At 58.4% G+C, this 25,440-nt stretch carries 21 protein-coding genes; 17 read left to right on the top strand and 4 right to left on the bottom strand.

Annotation, left to right across the window (positions count from 1 at the left end):
- Nucleotides 1–18 precede the first annotated feature (18 nt).
- The 5 genes from ORD17_RS11640 to ORD17_RS11660 all read left to right on the top strand — a co-directional run bounded on the left by ORD17_RS11640 (nt 19) and on the right by ORD17_RS11660 (nt 7,558).
- Nucleotides 19–576 (top strand): LON peptidase substrate-binding domain-containing protein, encoded by a 558-nt coding sequence (locus tag ORD17_RS11640; protein WP_308388665.1) that lies wholly within the window; start codon nt 19–21, stop codon nt 574–576.
- A 69-nt stretch (nt 577–645) separates the two neighbouring features.
- Nucleotides 646–1,833, top strand: a complete 1,188-nt coding sequence (locus tag ORD17_RS11645; RefSeq protein WP_308388666.1) for a pyridoxal phosphate-dependent aminotransferase — start codon at nt 646–648, stop codon at nt 1,831–1,833.
- 57 nt (nt 1,834–1,890) lie between these two features.
- Nucleotides 1,891–3,378 (top strand): TolC family protein, encoded by a 1,488-nt coding sequence (locus tag ORD17_RS11650; protein WP_308388667.1) that lies wholly within the window; start codon nt 1,891–1,893, stop codon nt 3,376–3,378.
- 2 nt (nt 3,379–3,380) lie between these two features.
- Complete coding sequence (locus ORD17_RS11655) at nt 3,381–4,469, top strand: efflux RND transporter periplasmic adaptor subunit (RefSeq protein WP_308388668.1); 1,089 nt, start codon at nt 3,381–3,383, stop codon at nt 4,467–4,469.
- On the top strand, nt 4,466–7,558 hold the full coding sequence (locus ORD17_RS11660; protein WP_308388669.1) for an efflux RND transporter permease subunit: 3,093 nt from the start codon (nt 4,466–4,468) through the stop codon (nt 7,556–7,558). Before ORD17_RS11655 ends, ORD17_RS11660 begins: the two co-directional genes overlap by 4 nt.
- Before the next feature lie 20 nt (nt 7,559–7,578).
- Here the strand turns inward: ORD17_RS11660 and ORD17_RS11665 are convergent, their stop codons facing one another.
- Nucleotides 7,579–10,317 carry an EAL domain-containing protein gene (locus tag ORD17_RS11665; RefSeq protein WP_308388670.1) on the bottom strand — a complete coding sequence of 913 codons (2,739 nt, stop codon included), beginning with the start codon at nt 10,315–10,317 and terminating at the stop codon, nt 7,579–7,581.
- A gap of 273 nt (nt 10,318–10,590) precedes the next feature.
- Between ORD17_RS11665 and ORD17_RS11670 the strand changes: the two genes are divergently transcribed.
- On the top strand, nt 10,591–10,986 hold the full coding sequence (locus tag ORD17_RS11670; RefSeq protein ID WP_308388671.1) for an SCP-2 sterol transfer family protein: 396 nt from the start codon (nt 10,591–10,593) through the stop codon (nt 10,984–10,986).
- A gap of 57 nt (nt 10,987–11,043) precedes the next feature.
- On the opposite strand, the gene ORD17_RS11675 is transcribed toward ORD17_RS11670, so the two are convergent.
- Together ORD17_RS11675 and ORD17_RS11680 are read right to left on the bottom strand one after the other, a co-directional pair.
- Nucleotides 11,044–11,907, bottom strand: coding sequence for a hypothetical protein (locus tag ORD17_RS11675; protein ID WP_308388672.1), 864 nt, complete (start codon nt 11,905–11,907; stop codon nt 11,044–11,046).
- A gap of 67 nt (nt 11,908–11,974) precedes the next feature.
- Nucleotides 11,975–12,502, bottom strand: coding sequence for a hypothetical protein (locus tag ORD17_RS11680; protein ID WP_308388673.1), 528 nt, complete (start codon nt 12,500–12,502; stop codon nt 11,975–11,977).
- A gap of 516 nt (nt 12,503–13,018) precedes the next feature.
- Between ORD17_RS11680 and ORD17_RS11685 the strand changes: the two genes are divergently transcribed.
- From ORD17_RS11685 to ORD17_RS11735, 11 genes are all read left to right on the top strand, one after another.
- On the top strand, nt 13,019–14,164 hold the full coding sequence (locus tag ORD17_RS11685; RefSeq protein ID WP_308388674.1) for an efflux RND transporter periplasmic adaptor subunit: 1,146 nt from the start codon (nt 13,019–13,021) through the stop codon (nt 14,162–14,164).
- Complete coding sequence (locus ORD17_RS11690) at nt 14,161–17,667, top strand: efflux RND transporter permease subunit (protein ID WP_308388675.1); 3,507 nt, start codon at nt 14,161–14,163, stop codon at nt 17,665–17,667. The genes ORD17_RS11685 and ORD17_RS11690 overlap by 4 nt, the downstream gene beginning before the upstream one ends.
- 1,078 nt (nt 17,668–18,745) lie before the next feature.
- Nucleotides 18,746–19,150: a hypothetical protein gene (locus ORD17_RS11695; protein WP_308388676.1), complete on the top strand. Its 405-nt coding sequence runs from the start codon at nt 18,746–18,748 to the stop codon at nt 19,148–19,150.
- Nucleotides 19,151–19,167: 17 nt separating this feature from the next.
- Nucleotides 19,168–19,626 (top strand): hypothetical protein, encoded by a 459-nt coding sequence (locus tag ORD17_RS11700; RefSeq protein WP_308388677.1) that lies wholly within the window; start codon nt 19,168–19,170, stop codon nt 19,624–19,626.
- Nucleotides 19,627–19,653: 27 nt separating this feature from the next.
- Nucleotides 19,654–20,259 carry a hypothetical protein gene (locus ORD17_RS11705; protein WP_308388678.1) on the top strand — a complete coding sequence of 202 codons (606 nt, stop codon included), beginning with the start codon at nt 19,654–19,656 and terminating at the stop codon, nt 20,257–20,259.
- Nucleotides 20,256–20,834: a hypothetical protein gene (locus ORD17_RS11710; RefSeq protein ID WP_308388679.1), complete on the top strand. Its 579-nt coding sequence runs from the start codon at nt 20,256–20,258 to the stop codon at nt 20,832–20,834. Before ORD17_RS11705 ends, ORD17_RS11710 begins: the two co-directional genes overlap by 4 nt.
- A complete protein-coding gene (locus tag ORD17_RS11715) occupies nt 20,834–21,358 on the top strand; it encodes a DUF948 domain-containing protein (RefSeq protein ID WP_308388680.1) in 525 nt (174 codons plus the stop codon). Before ORD17_RS11710 ends, ORD17_RS11715 begins: the two co-directional genes overlap by 1 nt.
- Before the next feature lie 2 nt (nt 21,359–21,360).
- On the top strand, nt 21,361–22,713 hold the full coding sequence (locus ORD17_RS11720) for a sigma 54-interacting transcriptional regulator (RefSeq protein ID WP_308388681.1): 1,353 nt from the start codon (nt 21,361–21,363) through the stop codon (nt 22,711–22,713).
- Nucleotides 22,714–22,899: 186 nt separating this feature from the next.
- Nucleotides 22,900–23,193, top strand: coding sequence for a hypothetical protein (locus ORD17_RS11725; RefSeq protein WP_308388682.1), 294 nt, complete (start codon nt 22,900–22,902; stop codon nt 23,191–23,193).
- A gap of 29 nt (nt 23,194–23,222) precedes the next feature.
- Nucleotides 23,223–24,017 carry a DUF692 domain-containing protein gene (locus tag ORD17_RS11730; protein ID WP_308388683.1) on the top strand — a complete coding sequence of 265 codons (795 nt, stop codon included), beginning with the start codon at nt 23,223–23,225 and terminating at the stop codon, nt 24,015–24,017.
- Nucleotides 23,974–24,762 (top strand): putative DNA-binding domain-containing protein, encoded by a 789-nt coding sequence (locus ORD17_RS11735; protein ID WP_308388684.1) that lies wholly within the window; start codon nt 23,974–23,976, stop codon nt 24,760–24,762. The genes ORD17_RS11730 and ORD17_RS11735 overlap by 44 nt, the downstream gene beginning before the upstream one ends.
- Here ORD17_RS11735 and ORD17_RS11740 read toward each other — a convergent pair.
- Nucleotides 24,713–25,438: a PspA/IM30 family protein gene (locus ORD17_RS11740; protein WP_308388685.1), complete on the bottom strand. Its 726-nt coding sequence runs from the start codon at nt 25,436–25,438 to the stop codon at nt 24,713–24,715. The two genes, ORD17_RS11735 and ORD17_RS11740, sit on opposite strands and share 50 nt — an antisense overlap.
- Nucleotides 25,439–25,440: the final 2 nt, after the last annotated feature.

A 25,440-nucleotide genomic window follows, 5' to 3' on the forward strand; every position in this document is an offset into this window, starting at 1 on the left:
GCTTCACAGGGGCGAACGATGACGGCGCAGCAAGATGCGCAGGAGTGGGTTGACCTATTTTTACTCAGTTCGGTTCTTTTTCCCAATGCCCAAATGGGTCTGCGGATCTTCGAGCCGCGCTATCTGGACATGGTCAGTCGCGCCATGCGCAGCGGCAAACCCTTTGGCATCTGCCTGGCCGAGACAGAGTCGGCGCCAGTGCCGGTAGGCACCTTGGCAAGGATCATCGACTGGAACAGTGAAGATGGTCTTTTGCTTCTGGAAATCGAGGGCATGCAGCGCTTCACCGTGCAAGAGTGGGAGCACGCCAACGATATCACGATTGGGCGCATTCACCTCTGGCCGGAGGAGCCCATTCTTCCCCTCGCCTTTGAGCATGACTGGCTGAGGCCCATCCTGCAGCAGATCACCGAAGACCCGGCGGCGCAGAATCTGGATGCCAGTCGCGCGGGCATGATTCTCGCTCAGGCGCTACCGGTCCGGGCAGCGGAAAAACAGCAACTGCTGCTGCTGCAGGATCCCCTCGAGCGCCTGCGGCGAATCGCCAGCATTTTGCACAAGCAGGTCGGCCGATGATGTGGTTGCTTTTCCGCAGCCACAGCTTACAATTTGGCCCCTTTCTACGCTTTCCTTGAGGACTGTGCAGTGGATATTCGCCTTTCCAGCCGCGTTTCGTCGGTTCGACCCTCCCCTACCCTGGCGGTTACCGCCCGCGCCGCAGAGCTGAAACGACAAGGGAAAGACATTGTCAGTCTGGGCGCTGGTGAGCCGGACTTCGACACGCCGGAACCCATCAAAGATGCCGCCAAGCTAGCTCTGGATCGCGGCTTCACCAAGTATACTGCGGTGGGTGGCACCCCCGAGCTGAAGGCGGCAGTCGCCGCCAAATTCGCCCGCGACAATGGGCTGCAATTCAGTGCCAGTCAGATCCTGGTCTCCGTCGGCGGCAAGCAAAGTTTTTTCAATCTTTGTCAGGCGCTGCTCAACCCCGGGGATGAGGTCATCATCCCGGCACCCTATTGGGTGTCGTATCCCGACATGGTCCTGCTGGCCGAGGCGCGTCCGGTGATCCTGGAAACGGACATTAGCGTGCATTTCAAGATCTCGGCCGAGCAACTAGCCGCAGCAATCACCCCGCGTACGCGTCTGTTGGTGCTCAACAGTCCATCCAATCCCTCGGGGATGGCATATAGCCGGGAAGAACTTGCCGCCTTGGGCGAGATTCTGCGGGCCCATCCAGGGATTCTCATCGCCAGCGACGACATGTACGAAAAGATCCTCTTCGGTGCTGCGCCGTTTGTGAACATTGCCAATGCCTGCCCGGACCTGCTGCCGCGTTGCATCATCCTGAACGGCGTTTCCAAGGCCTACGCCATGACCGGATGGCGAATTGGCTATTGTGCCGGACCATCGGCGCTCATCGCCGCCATGGAAACCGTGCAGTCGCAGAGCACCTCCAATCCGTGTTCCATTGCGCAGGCGGCGGCCCAATCTGCCCTGGAGAGTGGAGATAGCCTGCTCACTCCCATGCTCCAAGCCTTCGCGCGGCGCCATCAGTATGTCTATGATCGCCTGCGTAGCTTTCCCGGCGTTACCGTTTTGCCATCCGCAGGGACATTTTACAGCTTTCCCAATGTGCAGGGCGTGATGCAGACCAGAGGCATCGAATCCGATCTGCAGTTAGCCGAGCAGCTTTTGGAGGCTGGGGTTGCTGTGGTTCCCGGCAGTGCCTTCGGTTGCCCTGGTCATCTGCGGCTTTCCTTTGCCACCAGTGACGAAAATCTTCGCCTGGCCCTCGACCGCATCGGCGCGTATATTACCGCGCCTGCATAGACGCCTCGGTCCTCACGTGGTACCTTGGCCAGACGCATCGCACAAGGTATCCAGTCGGTGACGAACAACCCCCGCAAGACAATTTCCCGGCGGTTTTGCGTCCTGCAGATCGTCTGTTCGATCGTGGCCGTCGGCGGCCCTGCGACTGCCCTCGCCGCCCCTCTTGATCTGCTCTGGCAGGATCCATTCGCTACCCAAGGATATATCGTGCCCCTTGGCAAGACCTGGACGGGCGCCCCGAATAACCTGCCGCGAGCGACGTTGCCAGAGGCAAAACCCTTCAGAAAGCCGCAGAGCCTTGCGGCCCTTACCGCCTACGCCCTAGCACATAATCCGCAAACGCGGGTCGCCTGGGAAAATTTGCGCGCATCGGCGGCAGGGATAGGCGTCGCCGATGCGGCTTTCCTGCCCAGCCTTTCTCTTTCGGCCAATGCCGTCCGGTCACAGAGCAACACTACCGCGGGTTTTCGCATTCCAGTCCTGAATAGTAGTTCCGAGAGTCTCAGCCTGACCTGGGTCTTGTACGAATTTGGCCTGCGTGCCGCGCAGCGCGACAACGCCCTGGCGCAATTGTATCTCTCGGGATTCCAGAATAATCAGGCCCTGAACCAGGTGGCGCTAACGGTAACGCAGAATTACTACCAGGTCATTGGTCAAAAGGCCCTGGTGCAATCCTATCGGCAAACGGTGCGGGAAGATCGCGCCAATCTGGATGCCGCGCGCCTCAAGCAACGCTCGGGAATGGCGACCATTGCCGATGTCCTGCAGGCGAAATCTGCCCTGGCCCAAGCCGTTGCACAGTTGCTTTCCGCCCAGGCGACACTGCGCTCCGATCAGGCAGCCCTGGCGGAAAGTTGTGGCCTGCCACCGTACAATCCCATTCCAGTGGCGCCACTGAATCTGCATCACCTGCCTCCAGATATCACGCCCAGGATGGCCGCGCTGGTGCATCTGGCCGTACGCAATAATCCGCTGGTGCAGGAGGCCGCCGCGCGGATTCTCGCCGCACGCGCCACGTTGCGCGAAGACGAGGCGCAAGGTTTGCCTAGTTTGGCGTTTTCGATGAGCGCGGGAAAACGCTTCCAGAATAATCTGCAGCCCTCGGAAAACTGGGCACTTGGTTTTACCCTCAAGGTACCGCTCTTTACCGGCTTTCAACAGAGTTATGCCATTCAGGAAGCGCAACGACAGGAGCGCAGTGCGCGAGCGAGTCTGAACCAGGAAGCGCAGAGCATCGCCCTGACCGTGGCGCAGGATTATCAGACGGTGATGGGCGCCCGCTCTGCCGCGCGTGCCTCACAGATTGCGGTAGAAAGCGCCAGGGCATCGCTCGCCGCCATTCGCGCCCAGTATCGCGTCGGATTGGCGACCATGCTGAATTTGCTCAGCGCCCAGGCGACGCTCACTAGCGCCGAGCAGACCCGCGTGCAAGACATCACCACCGCCTACACGCAACTGGCCAATCTGGTCAACGCCCTGGGGATGATCGGCCTTCCGCGCAACGAGGCGGGACTTCCAGCCCTGGGTGCAGGCCCCAAGGAATGACCATGGACATGAGAATTAGATTCCTGCTTTTGGCGATTGTCGGGCTTGCCTTGGCTGGCTGCGGCCACCAGGCGAAACATCATCCGCCGCCGATTGTCGTAAGCAGCACGGTGGTGCAGCGCGGTGACTTGCCGCTCAAGGTGCAAACCCTGGGGCAGGCCCAGGCCTCGCATGCGGTCACCATCGTGCCGCAGGTGAGCGGAATCCTGCAGAAGGTTGCCATCCACTCGGGCGAACAGGTGCAGAAAGGGCAATTATTATTTGTCATTGATCCCTCGACAGCGGCGGCGCAGGTAGCCCAGGACGAAGCCAACTTGCAGGGCGAGAAGGCGCAGGAACGGTATGAGCGCGAGCAGGTGGAGGCATATCAACCATTACTGAAAAAGGACTATGTAACCCGACAGACCTTCGAGCAGGCGCAGTCGCAGGCGCAAAGTGCAGCCGCCAGTATTGCCGCCGATCGCGCGGCTTTGCGGGCGGCAGAAATCAATCTGCGTCATACGCAGATCACTGCGCCGATCGGCGGTGTGGCAGGACTGTTGCAGATCCGGTCGGGCAACCTTGTGACTGCGAACAGCACGCAACTCCTCACCATTGAGCGAACGCAGCCCATGTACGTCCAATTCAGCCTTCCGGAGAAATACCTTGGCGACCTGCGACGATCTCTGGCGACGGGAAGCGGAAAGGTGCAAATCTGGGACGAAAACCACCAAAAAATCCTGGCCACTGGTGTGTTGAGGGCGATCGACGACACCGTCAACACTGCCTCGGCAACGGTTACGGCACAGGCAATGGTGCCCAACCAAGACCAGACTCTCTGGCCGGGGGAATATGTACAGGTGGAATATATTGCCAGGATCCTGCACGACGTCGCCGTCATCCCGGCGACTGCTCTGCAACAAGGTATCTCCGGGCCTTATGTCTACCATATCGTGGATGGTAAGGCACAAATGCAGCCGGTGGAATTTTTGGGCCAGGATGAAAATCGGGTAGCGGTCCACGCGAAACACCTGATCGGAGAGCAGATCGTTGTTGGTGCGCCTGCGCGTCTCCACCCCGGTATGACGGTCACGGCTCTGAGCGCGCAATGAATCTTTCCGCCCCCTTCATTCGCCGCCCCGTCGCTACGACCGTGCTGGCGGTGGCGGTTGCCCTTCTCGGCCTAGTGGCCTACCTGCAATTGCCGACGGCGCTACTGCCGAATGTCAGTTTCCCAATGGTCATGGTAACCGCACAACTACCGGGCGCCAGTCCCAGGACCATGGCCAGCGCTGTCGCGACACCACTGGAGCGGCAGTTTGCCAGCATTCCCGGCATCAATTCCATGAGCGCGGTGAGTGAAAATGGGGTGGTCCAGATTACCCTGCAATTCAACCTGAGCACCTCGGCACTGGGCGCCACCCAGGAGGTATCCAACGCCGTCGCACAGGCGCAGCATCTGCTTCCACCCGCAATGCCGCAGCCACCTGCGGTCCGGCAGATGAACCCTGCCGCCCAGCCGGTCTTTTATCTGGGGATGTCGGCATCGAACATGCCTCTGTATACCCTGGATAAATACGCTCAGACCAAGGTGGCAACGGCGCTTTCAGGGGTCGCGGGGGTCTCCAACGTGCAGATCTATGGCGCCCAGACCTATGCCGTGCGCATCTATCTCAATCCTTACGCCCTTTCCGCCCGCGGCCTCAGTCTGCAGGCGGTACAGGCGGCCATCGGCAACGCCAATGTCAATCTGCCCGGCGGAACCCTGGATAGCGGTCCACAGGCATTCGCCACCCGTGTGCATGGCCAACTGCACGATGCCGCTGCCTTCAACCATCTCGTCCTCGCCTATGCAGGCGGTCAGGCCGTTCCGTTGGACGCCGTAGGCAAAGCAGAGAATAGTACCGAAGACAATCAGCAGGAGACCTGGATCGATAAAACACCGGGCATCGTCCTCGCCGTGGTGCGGCAGCCCGGTGGCAATACCGTGGCCATATCCGATAAGATCCGCGCCCTACTGCCCAAGTTACAGGCGCAGATGCCGGGTGGGGTAAAATTGAAGCCGGTGTTTGATCTGGCCGATTATGTGCGGGCCGCGATTCAGGAGGTCTTGATCACCCTACTGATCGCCTCCCTACTGGTCGCCGGCGTCATGTGGCTCTTTCTGCGTCGTCCTTCGGCGACCCTGATTGGAGCGGTGGCCATCCCCCTCTCGCTGCTGGGCAGCTTTCTGGGGATGCGGCTGCTGGGCTTCAGTCTGAATACCTTGACTCTTCTGGCACTCACCCTGGCGGTGGGTTTTGTTGTGGATGATGCCGTGGTCATGCTGGAAAACATCAATCGGCACATCGACCGCGGTGAGACCGGAATTACCGCGGCCCTACGCGGTAGCCGAGAAATCAGTTTCACCGTACTGTCCATGACGATCTCCTTGGCAATCATCTTTCTACCGCTGATCTTCCTAGGCGGCTTTGTCGGACATCTGTTTGCCGATTTTGGCATCAGCATCTCCATGGTGATCCTCATTTCCGGCGCCGTCGCGTTGACCGTTACTCCCATGCTCTGCAGTCAGTACCTCAGGCCCAGCCATACGCATGCGCTGGTGGGGCCGCACGACCCCGATCACTTACCGGAAAACGGCTGGTTTCAACGCCTCTTCAAGCGCAGTCGCGATGCCTATGTCGGCAGTCTGGAACTCGCGCTGCGGCACCGAAACTGGATGCTGTTCCTGGCGTTTCTTTTTCTGCTCGGGAGTCTCGGTTTGGCTACGCTGGTCCACAAGGCGTTTCTTCCCTCGCAGAACTCCGGCTTCATCAACGCTAACATTGAGTACCCCTCCAATATGACCTTTGCTGAGATCGTAGCGGAGCAGGGACAAATCGCGCGAATGGTGAAGGCAGACGATAAAATCCAGTCGGTGGTCTCTTCGGTGGGGCAAGGTCCCGGCGGCTTTGGCAATCGGAGTACCGGACATATGTTCATCCATATCAAGAACGGCTTCGCACCGCAAACACCGGCTATCATTCGCCAACTCGACCAGGCGAGCAAACCCTTCCATAACGTGCAGATTGTTTATCAAGGCCCGCAGAGCGCCCATTCCGGGACCGCCAGTGGTAACGGGAGTGTGGTCTATGAGCTGGTGGGCGGAAGCTGGGCGGAGCTGCATGCCGCTACTCGCAAGATGACCGCAGCCCTGCGGCAACTTCCCCAGCTTCGCAATGTCAACAGCAGTCTGCAAAACGATAGTCCACAGATCAGCATCCAAATCCATCGTGCACGTGCCACGGCACTAGGAGTTACTCCGGAAGCCATCGAGAAGACATTGGGGCTGGCCTTCGGCGGACGGGAAGTGGGGACCATCTACGGCGCAAGCGATCAATATGAGGTGATCGTGGAGCTCCAGCCCCAATATCAAAAGGACATCAATGCCTTATCCACGCTTAGCGTACCCGGGAGTGGGGACAGTCTGGTGCCGTTGTCGGCCGTCGCAGGATTTCGCTACAGCGCGGCACCGGAAAATCTGATGCAGCACAATGGGCAGCCATCGACGACGATCTCCTTCAATCTGGCGTCCGGTGCTACGTTGGGAAGCGTGATTCCGAGTATCGAAAAAACGGCGCAGGCGGTGCTACCGGCAGGAATCGTCGGCGAATTTGGCGGCAATGCTCGGCAGTTTCAGTCCGCGTTCCGGAGTTTGCCTTTCCTGCTATTGGCCACGATCTTACTGATTTACGTCGTACTTGCGATTCTCTATGAGCATTTCCTACATCCGCTAACCATTCTCACCGCTCTTCCGTTCGCAGCGTTCGGGGCGCTATTTTCGTTGTGGATTTTTGACCTTCCCCTGGATTTGTACAGTTTTATTGGCATCATCATGTTACTAGGCCTGGTGAAAAAAAACGGTATCATTCTGGTGGATTTTGCCGTCAGTCGCAGGCGCGAAGGGGCATCGGCGCAGGAAGCAATCGTCGATGCCTGCCGCATTCGCTATCGACCCATCATGATGACCACCTTCGCCGCCATTCTCGGGGTTTTGCCGATCGCCGTTGGCTTTGGGGCGGGTGCGGATAGCCGCGTGCCTCTGGGGGTAGCAGTGGCAGGTGGCCTGATCTTTTCGCAATTTCTCACCCTCTATATTACCCCGGCATTTTATTTGTGGTTTGATCGCTGGGGGAAAGGCAGGGCGAGGCAGGCGGAGTGAGTAGATGACGTTTGACGACACTAACGCAGAAGATCGGCGGGAACGTTCCAGTTTTCGAACTGTTCGGCAGGCATTGGCCGAGAAAACAAATACCCCTGGTAGACAGAGCAGTTGAGCTGTTGTAGTGCCCTGAGTTGCTCTTTCGTTTCCACTCCCTCGGCAACCACCGACAGATTGAGCAGTTCCCCAACATAGGTGATTCCTGAAACGATTGCGAAATCTTTCGGATCCTCCAAGATGTCCCGAATAAAACTTTGATCAATTTTCAAGGAGCTGACGGGAAGCTGCTGCAGATAACTCAAAGAAGCATTTCCTGTCCCAAAATCATCTAGGGCCAGGGCGCAACCCAACTCCTGACACCTGCTCAATACCTGGCGAGCACGTTCAAAATGCAGCATCGGCGCCGTTTCCGTAATTTCCAGCACAAGATTATGACGTAACTCGGTACCATATTCGCCCAAAGCCACTTCCAGATCCTCCAAAAATTTGGGATCGAGCAGGTATTGCGCACTGACATTGATGGAGATTTTTGGTCGGAAGCTGCGCTCGAGCCACTGTTGCAGTTGCTCCAGTGTCCGATGAAGAACGAAACGTCCAACTCGCGCAGCCAACTGCGGGTGATCAAGTGCCTCGCTGAATTCCTGTGGTCCAAGCAAGCCGCGCGCCGGGTGCCGTAAACGCAACAGAACCTCAGCACCCAGCAATCCATCCATTTGATGGACGATAGGTTGGAAGTGTAGTTGCAAATGTCCTTCAAGCAGGGCCGTTTCCATGATCCGCAAGCTTTCGATCTGCCGCCCCTGCTGGTCTTCCATGTCTTTGGTGAACATCGATAGCGTATTGCCACCTCGATCCTTACTGGCATAGAGGGCCAGATCCGCGTGACGCATCAATTCCACGCTACTCTCGGCATAATCCAATGGAAAAATTGTCAAACCCAGACTGGCATGCACGGTGCGTTGCTCAGTGGCGAGTTCCACGGGAAGAGTGATCATCTTCAATATTCGGCGAGCAATTTGTTCGGCTTGGCCGATATTTCTTACCTCACTGACAAAAAACGCGAATTCATCCCCCCCGAAGCGACATAGGATGTCGCCGTCGCGGAGTTCTGCGCGCAAACGTTGGGCAACGTGGGTCAGTAGACAATCGCCGGCAGCGTGACCCAGGCGGTCGTTTATGAGCTTGAAGTCGTCCAAGTCCAGAAACGCGATGATCAGCAATGATTCGCTACGTTTGGCCTTGCGCATCGCCTGCTCCAGGTGCTCCTGAAACAACGCTCGATTGGGAAGCCCGGTGAGCAGATCATGGGTAGCCTGATAGGACAAGCGGGTAAGAAGCTCATGTTTCTCGCTGACGTCGTGGAATACGAGCACTGTCCCCAACACCTTGTCGGAACGATCCCGAATGGGCGCTGCTGAGTCTTCGATGCTTCGGCGTTGGCCCTGTCGATCAATCAAAATCGTATGGTTCGCCAGTCCCACGATTCTGCCCTCGATCAGCGCCCTCTCCGCAGGATTGGCGACTGGGCGACCATCGGCCTCGCTGACAATGGAGAATACTTGGGTGATCGGTTTGCCACGCGCCTCTGCCAGGGTCCAGCCGGTCAGCGACTCGGCGATCGGGTTCATGTTGGTTATCAACCCATTACAATCCGTGCTGATGACACCATCACCGATCGAGCGCAGGGTAACTTCCGCATGCTCCTTGGCCTCCCAAATCTCCTTCTCGGCTGTCCGACGCTCCAGCTCCCGGGAGCGATTCGTCCGCGCTAGGTAACGGTAGAAAAAGAAACTCAGGAACAGTAGCAGCAGGGCACCTGCCGTCGGCCAACGCATCGATCTCCACCAGCTGGTTGCAAGAATCGATTGCCCAACACACTGACCAGCGAGGAGATGGTATTCAGCAATCGGTTGGGCTGCGCACATGCGCCATCCGCGCGCCGCGGAACTATAGCCAGAGAACGTCTTGGCGAAGCCACTGCTCCCCAAGAGCCAATGCTTTACGACGGTTCCGCTTTGCACTCCGGCGTAATCCACCTGCGGGGAGTACGGATACCGGCTCAACAACATGCCATCGGACCGCAACAAAAACGAATCACCCCGATGCAACAGGTGGAGGCCCGACCAGGCAGGGAACAAACCCGCGTTGACGGGGATCCAGGCGAGCAAAAACGAGGCCGGCCCGGAGCGCCCGTTAACGGGCTGAATAACCGGGAACCCCCAGCGAGAAGACGCGCCCGCGACCGAAGGGTCCGGTAACAACGGACCGACACAGAATGCGTTATCATGAAGACAACGCTGCAGGGCCGCAATCTGCGCATGTGTCCAGGAGCGGGAATGCGACGAAGTCGCCGAGTCCCATAACTGACGCAAGAAAGCCGGGTTTTCTCCAGCAACCAGGCCATGCTTTGCGGAGAACAGGCCGACAGATTGGATCGGCGCCAGATGAATGAGTGGCTGCAAGAGCCGGGTAGTGGGGCTCGTTGCATTGGCGATCTGCATCGCGACGAGGGAGAGACTGGTTTCGATTTCAGACAATTGCAACTTGGATGTTCGTGCCAAAGAAAAGGCGTTTTCCTGTAACACCCTCCCCTGTTCTGCATTGACAACATCCCAGGTGATGACTGCAAGAATCAGCCAAGCAAAGAAGATGAGCAGAGCCACGAGCAGCCACGCCGCGCGTAACCATCTGTCGGTATAACTTTCGGCCGAGCGCTTGGCCTTGCTCCATTGCATTGACGGGGTCTCGGCGTTTTGCATAGAAACATCTTTGCTTGATCTATACTGCGACCGTTATAACGAATATATCGGGGAAAGTCCAAAGTTCTGGGCCAAAACCGCGGCTCCCACTCATGTTGCGCTGCTTCCCGGACCGTTGCAGAAGAACGGAGGCGCAACAGTTCTTCGCGCAAAGAAAATCATAACCAATTGTTTGTTCAATCCATATTGGAGCTCTCACCATGGCATCAATCCTGCTTCCAAGCCTGACGAGACCATTCGGCCTCAACATTAGCAACACAGGAGAGACAGAGTATGGCAGAATTATTTTCCCCGGAGTGGATGGAAAGATTTGCGGCAGAGTGGAACAAGGAGCCGGATCTGGCGGGTGCCCTCGCACAAATTGATTTTGCATCGAACATTGCCTACGGCTTTGTTGAAGAGGAAGGACCGCGCGGATTACTGCAGGTAACGCAAGGACAGGCAGTGGCGGCCGGTGCCTATCAGGGGCAGGCGGTAAACTGGGATATCCGTGCCAGTGTAGATCAATGGATGAAGTGGATTTCCAGCCCTCCTGGCATGACGGGACTGGGTATGGCTTTTACCACAGGTAAAATCAAGTTCAAGATAGGTGATTACAAGAGCATGTTAAAAGATCCCCGCATGGCCGGACCTTTTGTAAAAAGCTTTTCTGTCATGGGACGCGTCTAGCGAAGAGAAAAAAGGGCAGAGCATGCTCTGCCCCCGCCTTAGCCATGCAAATATTCGTTACTGCACAGGAAGGTCCGCGCCATAGCCGTCATCCTGTGGACTGTGCGATAGGGCTACTTGTACCTTTTGCGCCATTGCCGGATCGAGGGCACCCAGGACAGGAATGAGACTGGCAGCCCGTTGGTCATGACCCTGCTGGATCAGCAGCAGAGCCGCACGTTCAAAGTTTTCTGCGGCTTTCTCCCGTTGGCCATTCATGTAATACACATTGCCCAATTCGCCGTAGGCGAAGGCTGCGTCTGGCACCTTTTTGATCAAATCTTCATATTGACTGATGGCTGCGGGAATGTCATGGTGCCAGTAAGCTGCCCGCGCCGACATCAACTCTTGTTGTTGATCCGCACTCAATTTCGGCGCTGGCTCCGCGGTCGCCATCCCCGGGGCAGCGATGGGAGCGACTTGCAGGGTTTTCTGCGACGGCCGCTCTACGGACTTCTTTTCTGGCATATTGGCCTGGTTGGCTGTAATTCCCCAGATAAACAGGATGATGATAATGATCACCAACAGAAAAACCAATGCCGGCCAGGAAAAGACCAGCCTGGCGACGCTTTTCCTGGGTTGCCGCGGCGGTAGGGGCGGGTAGCTGCTTCCGCTGCCAGGCGGAGTTCCAGGCGGAGTCGTTCCGGCCGCCCCGGCTCCGAGCTTGGGTGTGCTGGTACCCGAGCCTGTAATGTTGGGCGCCGTCGTCCCGGTATCTGTTTTCATCTGCGGCGGCGTCGTGCCGGAAGCACTTTCGGTTTCCGCCTGGATCACCGACGCGGAGTCCTCTCCGCTAGCCGGAGCGGAAACCTCCGCATCTACTGCGTTGGAAGAGGGCTCAGCAGGCGTTTCCGCAACGAGCTCATCATCTTTCTTCGTCATAGGTATCTCCACTATTCATTGCACCAAAAGTCCGCCATACCGTCCGCCGATATGGCGTGCGATCGCTTTACCGATACCCGTAACCATAGCCATCGTAGGGGTTGTAAGCGGGTCCGTAGCCGTAGGGACCTGCAGGTGGCGCATAGTTCTGGGCCTGTTGCGGGTACTGCGGCGCCGGGTACCCGCCGCCATAGGCTGGGTAGGGGGAACGCGGCTGGTACTGGGGATAGGCCGGTGGATAGTTGTTGTAGCCATAGCCTTCGTCGTATCCATTTCCATAGGCCCCGCCATAATAGCCATTGTAGCCTTGTCCGTAGCCGCCGTAGCGGCCACTGTCAAAGTTCATGGGTCCACCATGGGGCGCGTTGAAGCTCATCGAGCCCATGTCCCACGGGCCACTATTTCCGGTGAAGGGGCCACCATAGCCGCTGAATGGTCCGCTGTTTCCCCAGAACGGGTTGCTGTAGCCATCACCCCACGGAAATCCTCCCCACGGGCCCCACGCAAAGGCAGGCGCTGCGACTAACAATGCTGACACGCCAGCCGCTACTACTGATCCCACGATCCAAGTTTTCTTCTGAATCAACGTTTTCATCGACGCACTCCTTACACACACTGTAATTTCACTCCGTGCGGATTACCTGTACGACGGGAGTCCTGACGGAACCTGGCAATCCATGTAGGAGATCGCCTAGCTGCTTTACAGCAGATTCCATGCCATCATGTAACTCATTGATATTTATACTAGTCTGACAACGCTGCTACACAACATATGTGCAACAAGAAAAATAGTAATCTAATTTTTTCAATACGTTACGAATTTCTCGATTGTTGCAAGCGTTGCAGCACTTACGCTAAAAGCCACGAAAATGTGCCTCACAGTGATCATCAGGACACTAATCAGCGAGTTAAAGAGGTGATGCAGACGCCACCGCAACGCAACAGCGCCACTGCAACGGTCTAGTCCTTTGTTTTTGCTTTTTTGTCCGATCTGGGTCGCAACACTATCAGAGCTCCAGAAATAATACTTTATTATAAAACAATTTGTTACGAAGTGGCATGGAATATGCTTTTTCGGTGAAAAATGCCTATTTCGAGGAATGTCTCAACCATGACTGCCCGAACTTCTTCTCTTTGGCGCCTACTCCCCTGTCTCGCGTTGAGCGTAGCCCCGGGGTTTGCCTTCGCTGAACCCAGCTTGGTCAAGGTGCATGCCGCTCCCTCTTTGGGGCCCTTACTCGGCGCCCGCGCGATTCCCGGTCAGGTGGTGGTGTTGCGTGCCCAGACGGGCGGGCGGATCGAATACGTGGCGGGGCCGGCCGGTACCCCAGTGCGCTCCGGCGAGGTGGTCGTTGGCCTGGGCACCCAAGCGTTGCGTGCGCAGCGGGCGCAGGCCGAAGCCGCCTATCAGGCAGCGCAGATCGCCCTGGGTAATGGCTATTCGCAGTACCAAGTACAACTCTATAACTACGGTGGCGGAAGCAACCCTTGGAATCCCTTCGCGTGGTTCGGTCAGGGTATGGCGGCGATGATGGGGAACCAGCAAAACCCCTGGGCCAACTATCTCGCCACCCTGGACAACCGGCGCGCCGCAGCGATGCAGGCGCAGACCACCCTGCAGTCTGCCGCTTGGCACATTCGCGAGATCGATGCCGAAATTCGGGATGCCTACGGGGTTTCCCCTTTCTACGGCGTGATCTTGCAAAAAGACGTGAATCCCGGCGATGTAGTGCAGCCAGGGCAATCCTTGTTGGTCCTGGGCGGAGCGGGTCCCGCACAGATCCTCGTCGAAGTACCTACCAGCATGAGTAACGGACTGCAGCTGGGAGATATCCTTCAGGTGCGTGCGCCCAATGACGCCGGTGTTGTGCGCGCGCAAATCATCCAGATCGCCCCCGAAGCCAATGCACAGACCCACACCTTGGCAGTGAAGCTGGGGCTACCGGCCAACTCCGGCATCCGCGCTGGCGACTATGTAACGGTTCGCCTGCCGGCTGCGCAGTCCACTAGCTTGGGGGTGGCAATCCCACGTACTGCCCTGCTTCCCGGACACAGTCTGCCGTCGGTGCTGGTCGATCAGGATGGGATGACACAATTGCGGGTGCTGCGTCTGGGGGAACCGCTCGCCAATGATCAGGTGCAGGTACTGTCAGGGTTGCGTCCAGGGGACGTGATCGTCAATGATCCCCCTGCCGGCGTCGGTTCCGGATACCACCTGCAGACGGCAGAGAACGGCACGCCGGGAGCCAATGCATGAGCAGCGCCAACTGTAATGGCAATGGCGCCCGTGAGGAGCCGAGCAAGCCTGAGGAAAAAAGCCTGGGTCTGGCGGGCAACATTGCGCGAATTTTTGTCAACTCGCCGCTGGCCCCTCTTTTGCTTATCGTCCTCTTGGCCGCCGGTGTACTTGGTCTGATTTCGACCCCGCGGGCGGCTAATCCACAGATTTCCGTGCCCATGGTGGACATCTTTGTGCCCTATCCCGGCCATTCGCCAGCGGAAGTTGCGCGCATGGTGACGGATCCCCTGCAACAGTTGATGAGCGAGCTGCCGGGAGTGCGTCACGTCTACTCGGTGTCCAACGAAGGCGAGGCGATGGTCACTGTGCGCTTTGTCGTCGGTGAGCACATGGCTCCGTCGTTGGTTGCGGTCTATAACAAGCTCGCAGCCAACATGAATCGCATCCCTCCGGGGGCGGGCAGGCCGCTGGTTCGCGCCAAAGGCATCAACAGCGTGCCCTTCATGACCTTTACCGTCTGGTCGCAAAGCGTGGGTCCTGGCACTTTGAACGAGATTGCCGCAAGCGTTCTCAAGCGATTGAAAGAAGTCCCGAACACCGGCGAGAGTTTCATCATCCACGGCGCAACCGATGCCCTGAATATCGACGTGCAGCCGACTCGTCTGGCCGCCTTTGGGCTAACCCCACAGGCCGTCGCCAAGGTCGTGGAATCTGCCAACCAGGAATTACAGAGCGGGAGTGCGGAAGGCAACAACAGTCAGTTAGCGATTCTCAGTGGCGGCTTTTTGCGCAGCCCGCAGCAAGTCGAGAATTTGGTGGTCGGGGTCTTTCAGGGCGCGCCGGTGTATCTGGCGCAAGTGGCTTCCGTGCGCTACGGACCGTCCACTCCACATAGTCTGGTCTCCTACACGACAGGCGCCGGTAGCCATGGCCCGGCCGTGCAGAATGCGCCAGCGGTCACTATCGCTCTCGCAAAAACGGCGGGCAGCAATGCGGTTTCCGTAGCCCAGGCCTTGATCGCCAAGGCGCATTCTCTGGAAGGCACGGTCATTCCCACTGATGTCCACCTCAGCATCACCCGCGACGATGGCAAGGTGGCCAATGCCAAGGTCAACTCTCTGCTCTTCAAGCTCTTTGTTGCCACTGCCGCGGTAACGCTGCTAATTTTCCTCACTCTCGGCTGGCGGGCGGCGGCCGTTGTGGTCATCACCATCCCACTGATCCTGCTGATTACGGTCTTTGCCGCCTGGATCGTCGGCATCACTATCAATCGCGTCAGTCTGTTCGGACTCATTTTCTCCATTGGTATCCTGGTCGATGACTCCATCGTCGTTGTCGAAAATGTCTACCGCCGCTGGTTGCTGGAGAACAGCACCGCAACCGACACCCTGATCGATGCCGTGCGCGAGGTGGGCAACCCGACCACGCTGGCTACCTTCACGGTGATTGCGGCCCTGCTGCCCATGGGCTTTGTGGGGGGCATGATGGGCCCATACATGGCTCCCATCCCGGTATTGGGGTCGGTGGCAATGTTGTCCTCCCTCTTCATTGCCTTTGCCCTGGGGCCATGGCTGATTCTGCGCTTCAAGCCGAGTTTGCGGGTGCTGGAGAAGATGCATCACCGCGAGTCCAAGCAGGCAGCATGGTTACGCAGGTTCTTCGCCCAAACCTTAATTCCCTTGGTGCGCCGAAAGCTCTATGGACGCCTCTTTTTGGGCGGCATCATCCTGGCCTTCATTGGCAGTCTTGCGTTGTTTTTGCTGGAGTGGGTGCCGTTTACCATGCTCCCGCACGGCAATTCGGATGCCTTCAACGTGGTGGTCAACATGCCTGCCGGCACGGCCCTGGCGGAAACCGCCAATGCTACCTATGCCATTCAGGAGCGCTTGCAAGACATGAAGGATGTCCGCGCGCTGCAAAGCTACGTCGGCGCCCCAGAGCCCTATGATTTTAATGGGATGGTCCGCCATTACTATCTGCGCCATCAGCCTTGGCAAGCGATGATCCACGTGCAGTTGGTGAATAGCGACCAACGCTCTGCCTCCAGCGCTCACCTGGCTACCGTAGCACGCGAGCGGATCAAGGCAATCGCTGCGAGTTGGGGGGCACGCATTCAGGTCGTACAAACCCCGCCCGGACCGCCGGTGCTCGCCCCGGTGGTGGCAGAGGTCTACGGACCTTCCAGCGAGGTGCGGGATGCCGTTGCCCGGCATCTGGTTGCGGTCTTTGAACACAGCAAGAACCTGACCGACGTCAACAGCACCCTGATGGCGCCGCACGATCTGCTCGCCTTCCAGGTAGATAGCACCCGGGCTGGCATGGCGGGAATCAGCAACGCGACCGTGAATCAGACCCTGGCGATGGTCATGGGTGGGTATTCCCTGGGGGATTTTCACCCGTTTGGCCAGGACCTCGCGGTACCCATGCGCCTGCAAGCCCCCCTGGCCCTGCGCAGCAACGTGCAGAATCTGGCGAGCCTGCCTGTCCCTTCACCCTATTATGGCTCAGTGCCCCTCTATAGTGTGGGGAACTTTGCGCGCGTCCCTGCACAAGCACCCATCTACCAGCAGGATCTGCGCCCCGTACAATATGTGATGGGGGATACGCAGGGCCGCCTGAACGCACCACTGTATGGCATGTTGGAGGTGGAAGCCGCGCTCAGTCACTATCTGGCACCAACGGGCAAAGCCCTGGGTATCGATTGGATCAGCCAACCCAGTGGTGATACCGCGAGCATCAAGTGGGGCGGGGCATGGACCGTGACCTACGTGACCTTCCGCGACATGGGTGCTGCATTCATGGTCGCCCTGGTGTTGATCTACATGTTGGTGGTCTGGGAATTCGGGAATTTCGTCATTCCCGCGATCATCATGGTGCCCATTCCGCTGACTCTGATTGGGATTCTGCCTGGGCACTGGCTCTTCGGCGCCAGTTTTACCGCTACCTCGATGATTGGCTTCATTGCTCTGGCGGGCATCATCGTCCGCAACTCGATCCTGCTGGTGGACTACTCGCAGAGGAAAGTGGCTGACGGCTATCCCGTTCTCGATGCCCTAATCGAGGCCTGCGCAACGCGCACCCGGCCGATCGTCATCACCGCCTTGGCGCTGATGTTGGGTTCGGCAGAAATCATCACCTCGCCCATCTTCCGTGGTATGGGAATTTCTCTGCTCTTTGGTGTGATGGTATCCACCATCCTCACCCTGCTGGTCATTCCCATGGGCTGCGTCAGCGGACGCCGTGCCTTCTGCCCCGCCAGCGTTGATTTGGGCGATGGCAGTCATGGTCACCAAGCACCCTTTCCCATGAGCCGAAGGAACTGGATCGTGGTCAACGCCAGCGAGTTGCCACTGACACGCAGGGAGGATGTGCCACCCACCCCGCAGCAGCGCCTGCGAAAAACATCTTCGTTGACGTCCCTGATCACGTTCATCTCTCTACTGTTGCACAGCTTTTGGAACGATTTCATTTGGTTTTTGGCGTCCTGGCGTCATTTTTTCACGCGCCGATCTGGCAAGTAATCATCCTGAGGAGAATAAGCATGATCCACAAACATTCATCCTGCCGCTTGCGCGCCCTCTCGCTGGTCGCTGCCGTCACTTGTCTTGCCAGTGCCAGCGCGCTAGCCATGCCCGCCTTTACCCAAGGCTGGAGCGATTCTGGAAATGGGATTGCATCGAACGGTACGGGTTACCCGGGTATGATTCCCTGGTCCTCTACACCGGCGACGCAACGGGAAGGCCCGTCGGTATGGAGAGAGGGGCCGAGTTCGGCAACCGGGATGGGCCAGCCTGACAATGGCTATGCGCCTGTGCAGATGCCACTTCGAGCACAATCAGTAGCGTATGTCCCACCGCCCCCCGGCCCTTATCCCGTCTCACCCCGCGAGTTGAGTGAAGGCGCAAGTAGCAGCCCTTGGATGGGGCAGGCACCTGCCTACCCGGCGGCTTCGGGATACAACCCCTATCCCCCGGGACGAGGCTCACTTATGGACGGCAAGGCGGACCCATGGGCCGTGGATATGCATCGGCAGCGCCCTATCCCCCGCCGCCGCACTGGGGAGGCCCACAGCCTTACAGACCGCCGCCAGAGGCTTACGGACCTCCACCGCGTGGACCCTATCCGCCGATACCAGAAATGAACGGTCCCGTCCCCTACCCGGCGGGCATGCCTCCCGGTTATGGTCCCATCGCCCCATCACCCTATCCCCCGCCACCGCGCTGGGGAGGCCCACAGCCTTACGGACCGCCGCCAGAGGCTTACGGTCCTCCACCGCGTGGACCCTATCCGCCGATACCAGAAATGAACGGTCCCGCCCCCTACCCCGCGGACATGGCTCCTGGTTATGGTCCCATGGCTCCAGCACCTTATCCCCCGCCACCGCAGTGGGAAGGTCCGCGACCCTACGGCCCACCAGCCTGGGCGAGGGGCCCCTGGGGACCCAGATGATCTTGCAGCGATGCAATGGGCAACAGCCATACCGAATTTCAAGAGGTGAATCGTCATGAGAAAGACAAAGCTGGTCGTAGCAATCGCTAGTGCTGTGACTCTGGCCCTGCCATTGAGCGCTCTGGCATGGGGACCTTGGTGGGGGGTGGCATGCCCTGGTCGGGGGGCAATTCCTGGTCGGGCTGGAACCCCTGGGGTGGAAGTGCTTACCGCTCGCCATGGAACAGTTACGCCGGTCCTTGGAGCGGATATGGCGGACCGGGCAGCGGAAGTTTCGGCCCCTGGAGTATGGGGAGTTTCAGCATGCGCTTTCCCCATGGCGGACCCATGAATTTCCGAGGCATGCCCTGGGGGAGCTATGGCAGCCCTTGGGCTGGATCGGGCGGAATACCCTGGGGTGGTGGTATGCCATGGTCTGACTGGGGTGGAGGTGGCACACCCTGGTCCAGTTGGGGTAGCCCGTGGGGTGGTTCTCCGTGGGGTGGGAGCCCCTGGTCGGCCTGGGGTAGCCCTATGTCGCCGTGGGGACCAATGTCACCCATGGGTTGGTGGTGAGCAGAGGAGCAATGCAAATGGCCAATAAAAAAGCAAATCAGGCGATTGCTCGCCTCACCATCGCCGCGGCACTGTGCCTGGTCAGCAGTTCTGCATTTGCCTGGGGACCCTGGGAAGGCTGGGCTCCGTGGGACGATAGCGCCGGCCCCTTTGCCGGCTTTGGCGGCCCATTCACTGGAAGTATGGGCCCATGGAGTATGGGCAGCTTGCGAATCCAGCGACCATACGGCGGACCCATGCGTTTCAGTACTGGCGACTATGGGGCCTACAACGGCCCCTATCAGGGCTATTACGGTGGTGCGAGCTATCAGGGAGGAGTCTACCCGCCAGCTGCCTATGCGCAGCAGCCAGCCGCCTATCCACCCAGTGACGCCTACTACGGCTATCCAAACGAGCAAGCGTGGCAGAACTCCCCGGCGTCAGTCACGTCGTTTCCGAGCGAGGTGCCACCCCCTCCCGGGCCCTTTCAGCCATGAAAACAGCCAGAGGGGAGGAGCGCTGATATGCGAGCTTTCATTGCGCGTTTGATTTTTCTCGTGATCCTAGTGGTCATTGTCTTGTTCGGAATCGTTACCATCCAGCATCCGGACACCTGGCAGAAGGACTGGCGGACCGTGCGAACATTTTTCCTCAGACACTGGCAGGATTTCCAGGGTCAGAAACAGCCCCGTCCAAGTTCGCCGGCAACGGTGGCGCCGGCACAGCATCCCGTACCTATGACCCTGGCGATACCGCCGCCAACGCCGAGCCAATCGGCTGCCCCCGAGGCTGTCTCACCACCTACTCGCTCCCAGGCGCAGCTCAATGAGCGACAACTGTCCCTGCTCATGGCCGCGCGACAAGCGTTTTGGTTGGGAGAGTACCCCGTTGCCATTGGCGACTACCGCGCGCTTATCAACGCCAATCCTGGGCATGCAGCACTGTATGGTGAGCTCGGCAACGTGCTCTGGCACTCCGGCCAGCGCATTGCCGCGGCTACGGCCTACGCCCATGCCGGGCGTCTGTTGCTCCTTCAGGGAAACTACCGAGAGGCAGCTGCACTCATTCCCATCCTCATGCGCCTTGATCCGGAGGCGGCCGCACATCTGCAGGAGGAGCTTGCCCGATGACCTCTTCACGAATTCATCTAACCCGCGCGATGCCTACCAATCACCTGACTCGCCTTCCCTTGCTGCTGAGTGTCGCGATTACCCTCTTCGCTGGCACGGCAATGGCTGCGGAGCCGACAAAGCCGAACACGAGCAAAGCAGCCACAAAGACCTCTTCGACGGACCATCTAGCCCAGTCAGTAAAACAATCCGAGCCAGCGAAGAAAACGGAGACATCGACGAAGATGGCTATGGCCAAGGCGTCTCCTCGAGCGCAGAGGGCTGCGGTGGAAAAGCTGGTGGAACAGGCTCGCGCCGCCTATTGGCATGGAGACATTGCCGCTGCCATTGCAAGCTACCAGGAGCTGATCAAGGAACACCCGCAAGCACGCTGGTATGGCGAACTGGGGAATATCTACCTACAAATTGGCTATCCGCGCGCGGCCGCGCAGAATTACTACCATGCTGCTCGCGCGTTGATGGCCGCTGGTCGCCCTCTGGAAGCAGGTGCATTGCTTCCCACGCTGCAGCGTCTTGATCCCCCGCTCGCGGCAAAGCTTTTAGCGAGTGCATCCCCACACAAGGAGACTCATTGATGGCGCAGGAACCCCAAACACCCGCACCAGAGCACCACAACTTGGCTGGGCTGTCTGACCGTCAGTTACGCATGATCGTTTTTGCAGCGCTAACGGCTTTTCTGGTGTTGGCGGCATACGAGTTTTATCTGGCGGTGGCCATGAGTCGAGATCTGCGAGAGATGACCAAACAGGTGCAGGCCCTGAGCCCCAATGTGCAGCGCAATATGGATAGCATGGCACAAAACATGCGGCAGATGACGGCATCGACCGATTACATGGCGCAAGCTACCGGCCAAATGCAGGCGGATTTCTGGAGTCTGAACAAGAACGTCTCTCCTCCCTTCTCGTTTTTTGCTGGCTTGGTGCCTTGGGCAAATCAGCACAGCCCCTATTCCGGACCTGATCATCCTTTGCCATTGCCGCCGCAAGCGGACTATGCTGCCCCGTATGGACCGCTGCAAGCTCCCTACCCAGACCCCTATGGTCAGGTCGGTTCCTACGGATATGGGATGAGCCGTCCCGGCCCGATACAGGAAAGGTGATCATGGCCGACCTCGATGACAAAGCACTGGAAATTGTTTGTACCGTCATGCCGCAAATCCTGGAGGGCATGACCTTTGGCATGATGGTTGCCGACCCACAAGGTAAACTCCTGTATCACAATCCCGTGGCTGACCGTTTTCTCGGCATCCAATCGGTCACGCAACTGCGCGACATCCCCAACTTGCAGTTGCAAAAGGAAATTGTGCGCGCGGCAATCTCCGCGGGTCATGACGATGCGGTGAGTCGGCCAACGGAAAACTGCATCAGTTGGGATCGCGTCGTTACCGTTGACAACGAAACCCGGATCCTCGCCATCCGTACCCGCATGGTACGGCATCGCGACAAAAAATATCGGGTCTTTTTCATCGAAGATGTGACTACCCTGCGGCAGGCAGAACGCAACCTGTCCGGAGAGGCACGTGCCGGAATTCACAGTAAGGATCCGCAGATGCTGCGGGCGATCGAACTGATCGAGCAGGTAGCTCCCAGCGACGCGAGCGTCCTGATTCAGGGCGAGTCCGGTACCGGCAAGGGCATGCTCGCGCGTCTGCTGCACGACACCAGCCAGCGTGCACACAAACCATTGGTAGAGGTGAACTGTGCTGCCATTCCGGAGAACCTCTGGGAGGCAGAATTCTTTGGTGCGGTAAAGGGTGCCTATACCGGCGCCGTTGGTGATCGTATCGGACGTTTTGCCGCCGCCGATGGTGGAACCCTGTTCCTGGACGAAATCAGCGAATTATCTAAACCGCATCAGGCTAAGTTGCTAAAGGTGTTGGAGGAACAGGCCTTTGAGCCGATCGGCTCAATGAAGACGCGCAAGGTCGATGTGCGGGTAGTGGCGGCCACCAACCAGGGTCTGAAGGATGCGGTTGAGCGGGGCGACTTTCGCGCCGATCTGTTCTACCGCCTCAATGTCATCCCTGTGAATGTACCTCCTTTGCGCGAGCGGCGTTCCGATATCGTCCATCTGGCGAATTACTTCTTGGCCAAGTTCGGCGGTCGGGAGGCGCGCAAGATTGGCTCGGAGGTCAAGCATCTACTGCTGGATTACCCCTGGCCCGGCAATGTGCGGGAACTACGCAACATTATGGAATACGCCAGCATCTGTGCCAATGGAGAAGAGCTGGAGCTGGCGGATCTACCGCAGGATTTCGTCGAGCGGGTACAGAAACGCTCGCCCACGTCGGGAGATGGCGACCAAAGCGGCGAAGATGAACGGGATCTGCTCGCCAATCTTCTGCAAAAACACGGCAACAACCGCAGCGCGGTAGCCCGCGAACTCGGTATCGACCGGGTCACGCTGTGGCGGCGCATGACCCGACTGGGACTCAGCAACGTCAGCGAGGTCTAGCGCCGCATGACTCGCTTGCTGAGAAACTGCGGATACCCCGCACCTGTATTACGTCAATCCAGAGAAAGAATATCCATTTTCCAGGATGACATGCATGTTTGGACAAAGCACAAGCAGAACTGTGGTATACTTATGACTTTGAGACTTCCTGTTACCGGAACTCCAAATCGATTCGGAGGAATCACCATGAATACATCCGCAAAATTGGGCTTGGCCTCGCTCTTTGCCCTGAGTCTCGGCAGCCTGCCCCTAGTGGCTGACGCCAGTACGACCCCGCCCATGAATGGGCAAGCACAGATGTCGCAAAATGGCACGAAGATGGGCGAAGGTAACTGCTCCCGCATGATGGGGGAAGGTAACTGCTCACGGAGCATGGGTAAGATGGCGGAATCCCATTGCACCAGCAAGGCGCAAATTCGCGCCCATGACGGCAAGTGTGGCAAGACGTACATGAAGAAGATGGCGGAGGCAGGCAAATAGACTTCTCGGCAATGGCTTGGGGGCTCGGATTGAGACGGGAGTTCCTGTCGGAGTTCGCGCAGCGTTGCACGTCCCTACCCGTAGACTTCGTGGAGATTGCGCCGGAAAACTGGCTGGATTTTTCCGGTCCGGCAGCTAGGGATTTGCAGCAGGTACTCAAGCATAAGCCGCTCTTTTGTCACGGGCTTTCTTTGTCGATTGCCGGGCCCGAGCCCATCAACCGAGAATTCCTTTTGCGCCTGCGTGACTTTCTGCGTGCGCATGGCGCAGTCGTTTACAGCGAGCACTTGGCGTATTGTCAGGACGCCCAGGGCTACCTCCACGACCTGCTCCCCATTCCCTTCCACGAGCAGAGCCTGCGTTGGACCGTCGAAAGGATTCAGCGGGTGCAAGACTTTCTTGGGCAACCCCTGGTACTGGAAAATACCGCCTTCTATGGCGACTTTCCGGAATCAGACCGCAGTGAGCTCGAATTTTTGCTGGCGGTGCTGCAAGAGAGCGGCTGTGAACTCCTACTCGACCTCAACAATCTTTTCGTCAACAGCCAGAACCACCACTACTCCGCCAGCGATTTCCTGGCTGCTTTACCCGCAGAGCGCATCCGCTACTACCACGTCGCGGGCTTTTATATCCATCCGGCAGGATGGCTGATCGATACCCACGACAGCGGCGTAAGTCCCGAAGTCACCGCACTGCTGCGCGAGGCGTGGCAGCGTTTCGGTGCGCGCCCTACTCTCCTGGAATGGGACAATGACATCCCGCCCCTGGAAACCCTTCTCGATGAACTACAACGACTACGCCATGGCATCGCCGACGCAGCCTAGCTACGCGGAGCGCCTGCGCGACGTGGCTAGTTGCGTGCGCCGATCGCATGGTCCTCTGCCAGCAGGATGGTCGCCGGAAATTTTTGCATTGTATCGCGAGATGGTTCGCGCGAGCTTTGCCGCCAATCTCGAAGATGCCTTTCCCCAGACACGGCGCCATCTTACCAGCGAGGCGTGGGAAACGCTGCTCGACGATTTTCTAGCCCACGGCGACTGCCCCAGCCCCAGCTTTCATGCCGTACCCGGCGCCTTCTGCGAATTTGTGCTCGGGCACCTCGAAGACTACCTTGAACTACCGCAATATTTGCCCGCGTTGCTGCACTGGGAGTGGCTCACTCTGCACCTGGCCATCATCGAGAATTCGGCAGAATCCGGGGAGAGCAACCTTGCCGAAGGATGGATGCAACTCGCCCCCAGCGCCAGTCTGCAACATTACCCCTTCGCCGTGCACCAGAACACCGAGGTGGCTCAAGCGCCGGCCAGGCGCGACTGCTATCTGCTGATCTACCGGGATCGCCAAGACCGTGTTTTCAGCCGCGAACTGGAGCTGCAGGAGGCGCGTCTGGCAGCGGCGTTGCTGGAGTCCCCCCATACCCTGACCGAGGCCCATGCCCTGGCCTTTCCTACAGACGAATGTCCCTTGGGCTGGTCGCGAGAACTCTTGGGTACCTGGGCTGCCGCCGGGATCATCTACGTTACGAACCTGAACCCTTCGCTGGCTGAGATTTCGCCATCTCCGCCTTGAGCCGCGCAAGATCGTCATCGACGCCACTTTGCTCGCGCAGTTGCGCCATCTCTTTGTCGGTCTTGCTGCGATGATCGAGGGGATCATCGATGGCGCCCGAATCCATCAGCGCTTCCATCGCCTCGGCCTTGCTCTGCGATTGCCCCAGACGATCCTGCACGCGCTGCATCGCCTCGCCGGCGTCGTTCATGCCCTTGCCCAGTCCAGACAGCGAATTCTCGGCTTGGATCTCGGCCTGGGAGGCCGCCAACTCGCCCTTCATCACTTCCTTCTGGGTACGAAAGGACTCGATCCGGTCCTGCAGCTTGGTCTCGAACTCCGTAAGTTTGTCGACTTGTGCCGCAATCTTGTCATGCGCCTCCTGCAGCGACTGCAGCTTGGCCAAGGCGGCCTGCTTTTGGGCGAGCTCCGCCTTGGCGAGGTCTTCCCGGTTGGCCTGCAGCGCCGTGCGGGCATCGGCCTCGGCCTGGTCCGCCGCTTTTTTGGCATCGGCCATCTGATGCTCCAAACTCAGTTTTTCGGTGGCGACATCGGCCAGATGGCGTTTGGTATCCTGCAGATTGCTCATCATCTTTTCGTAGGAAAGGTCCAAAGTCTCCGAAGGATCCTCGGCATTGTCCAGAAAATGATTGATGCGCGCCTGCACAATTTCCGATGCGTGCTTGAATAATGACATGC

This window comes from Acidithiobacillus sp. AMEEHan, from assembly GCF_030996345.1.
Classification (GTDB): domain Bacteria; phylum Pseudomonadota; class Gammaproteobacteria; order Acidithiobacillales; family Acidithiobacillaceae; genus Igneacidithiobacillus.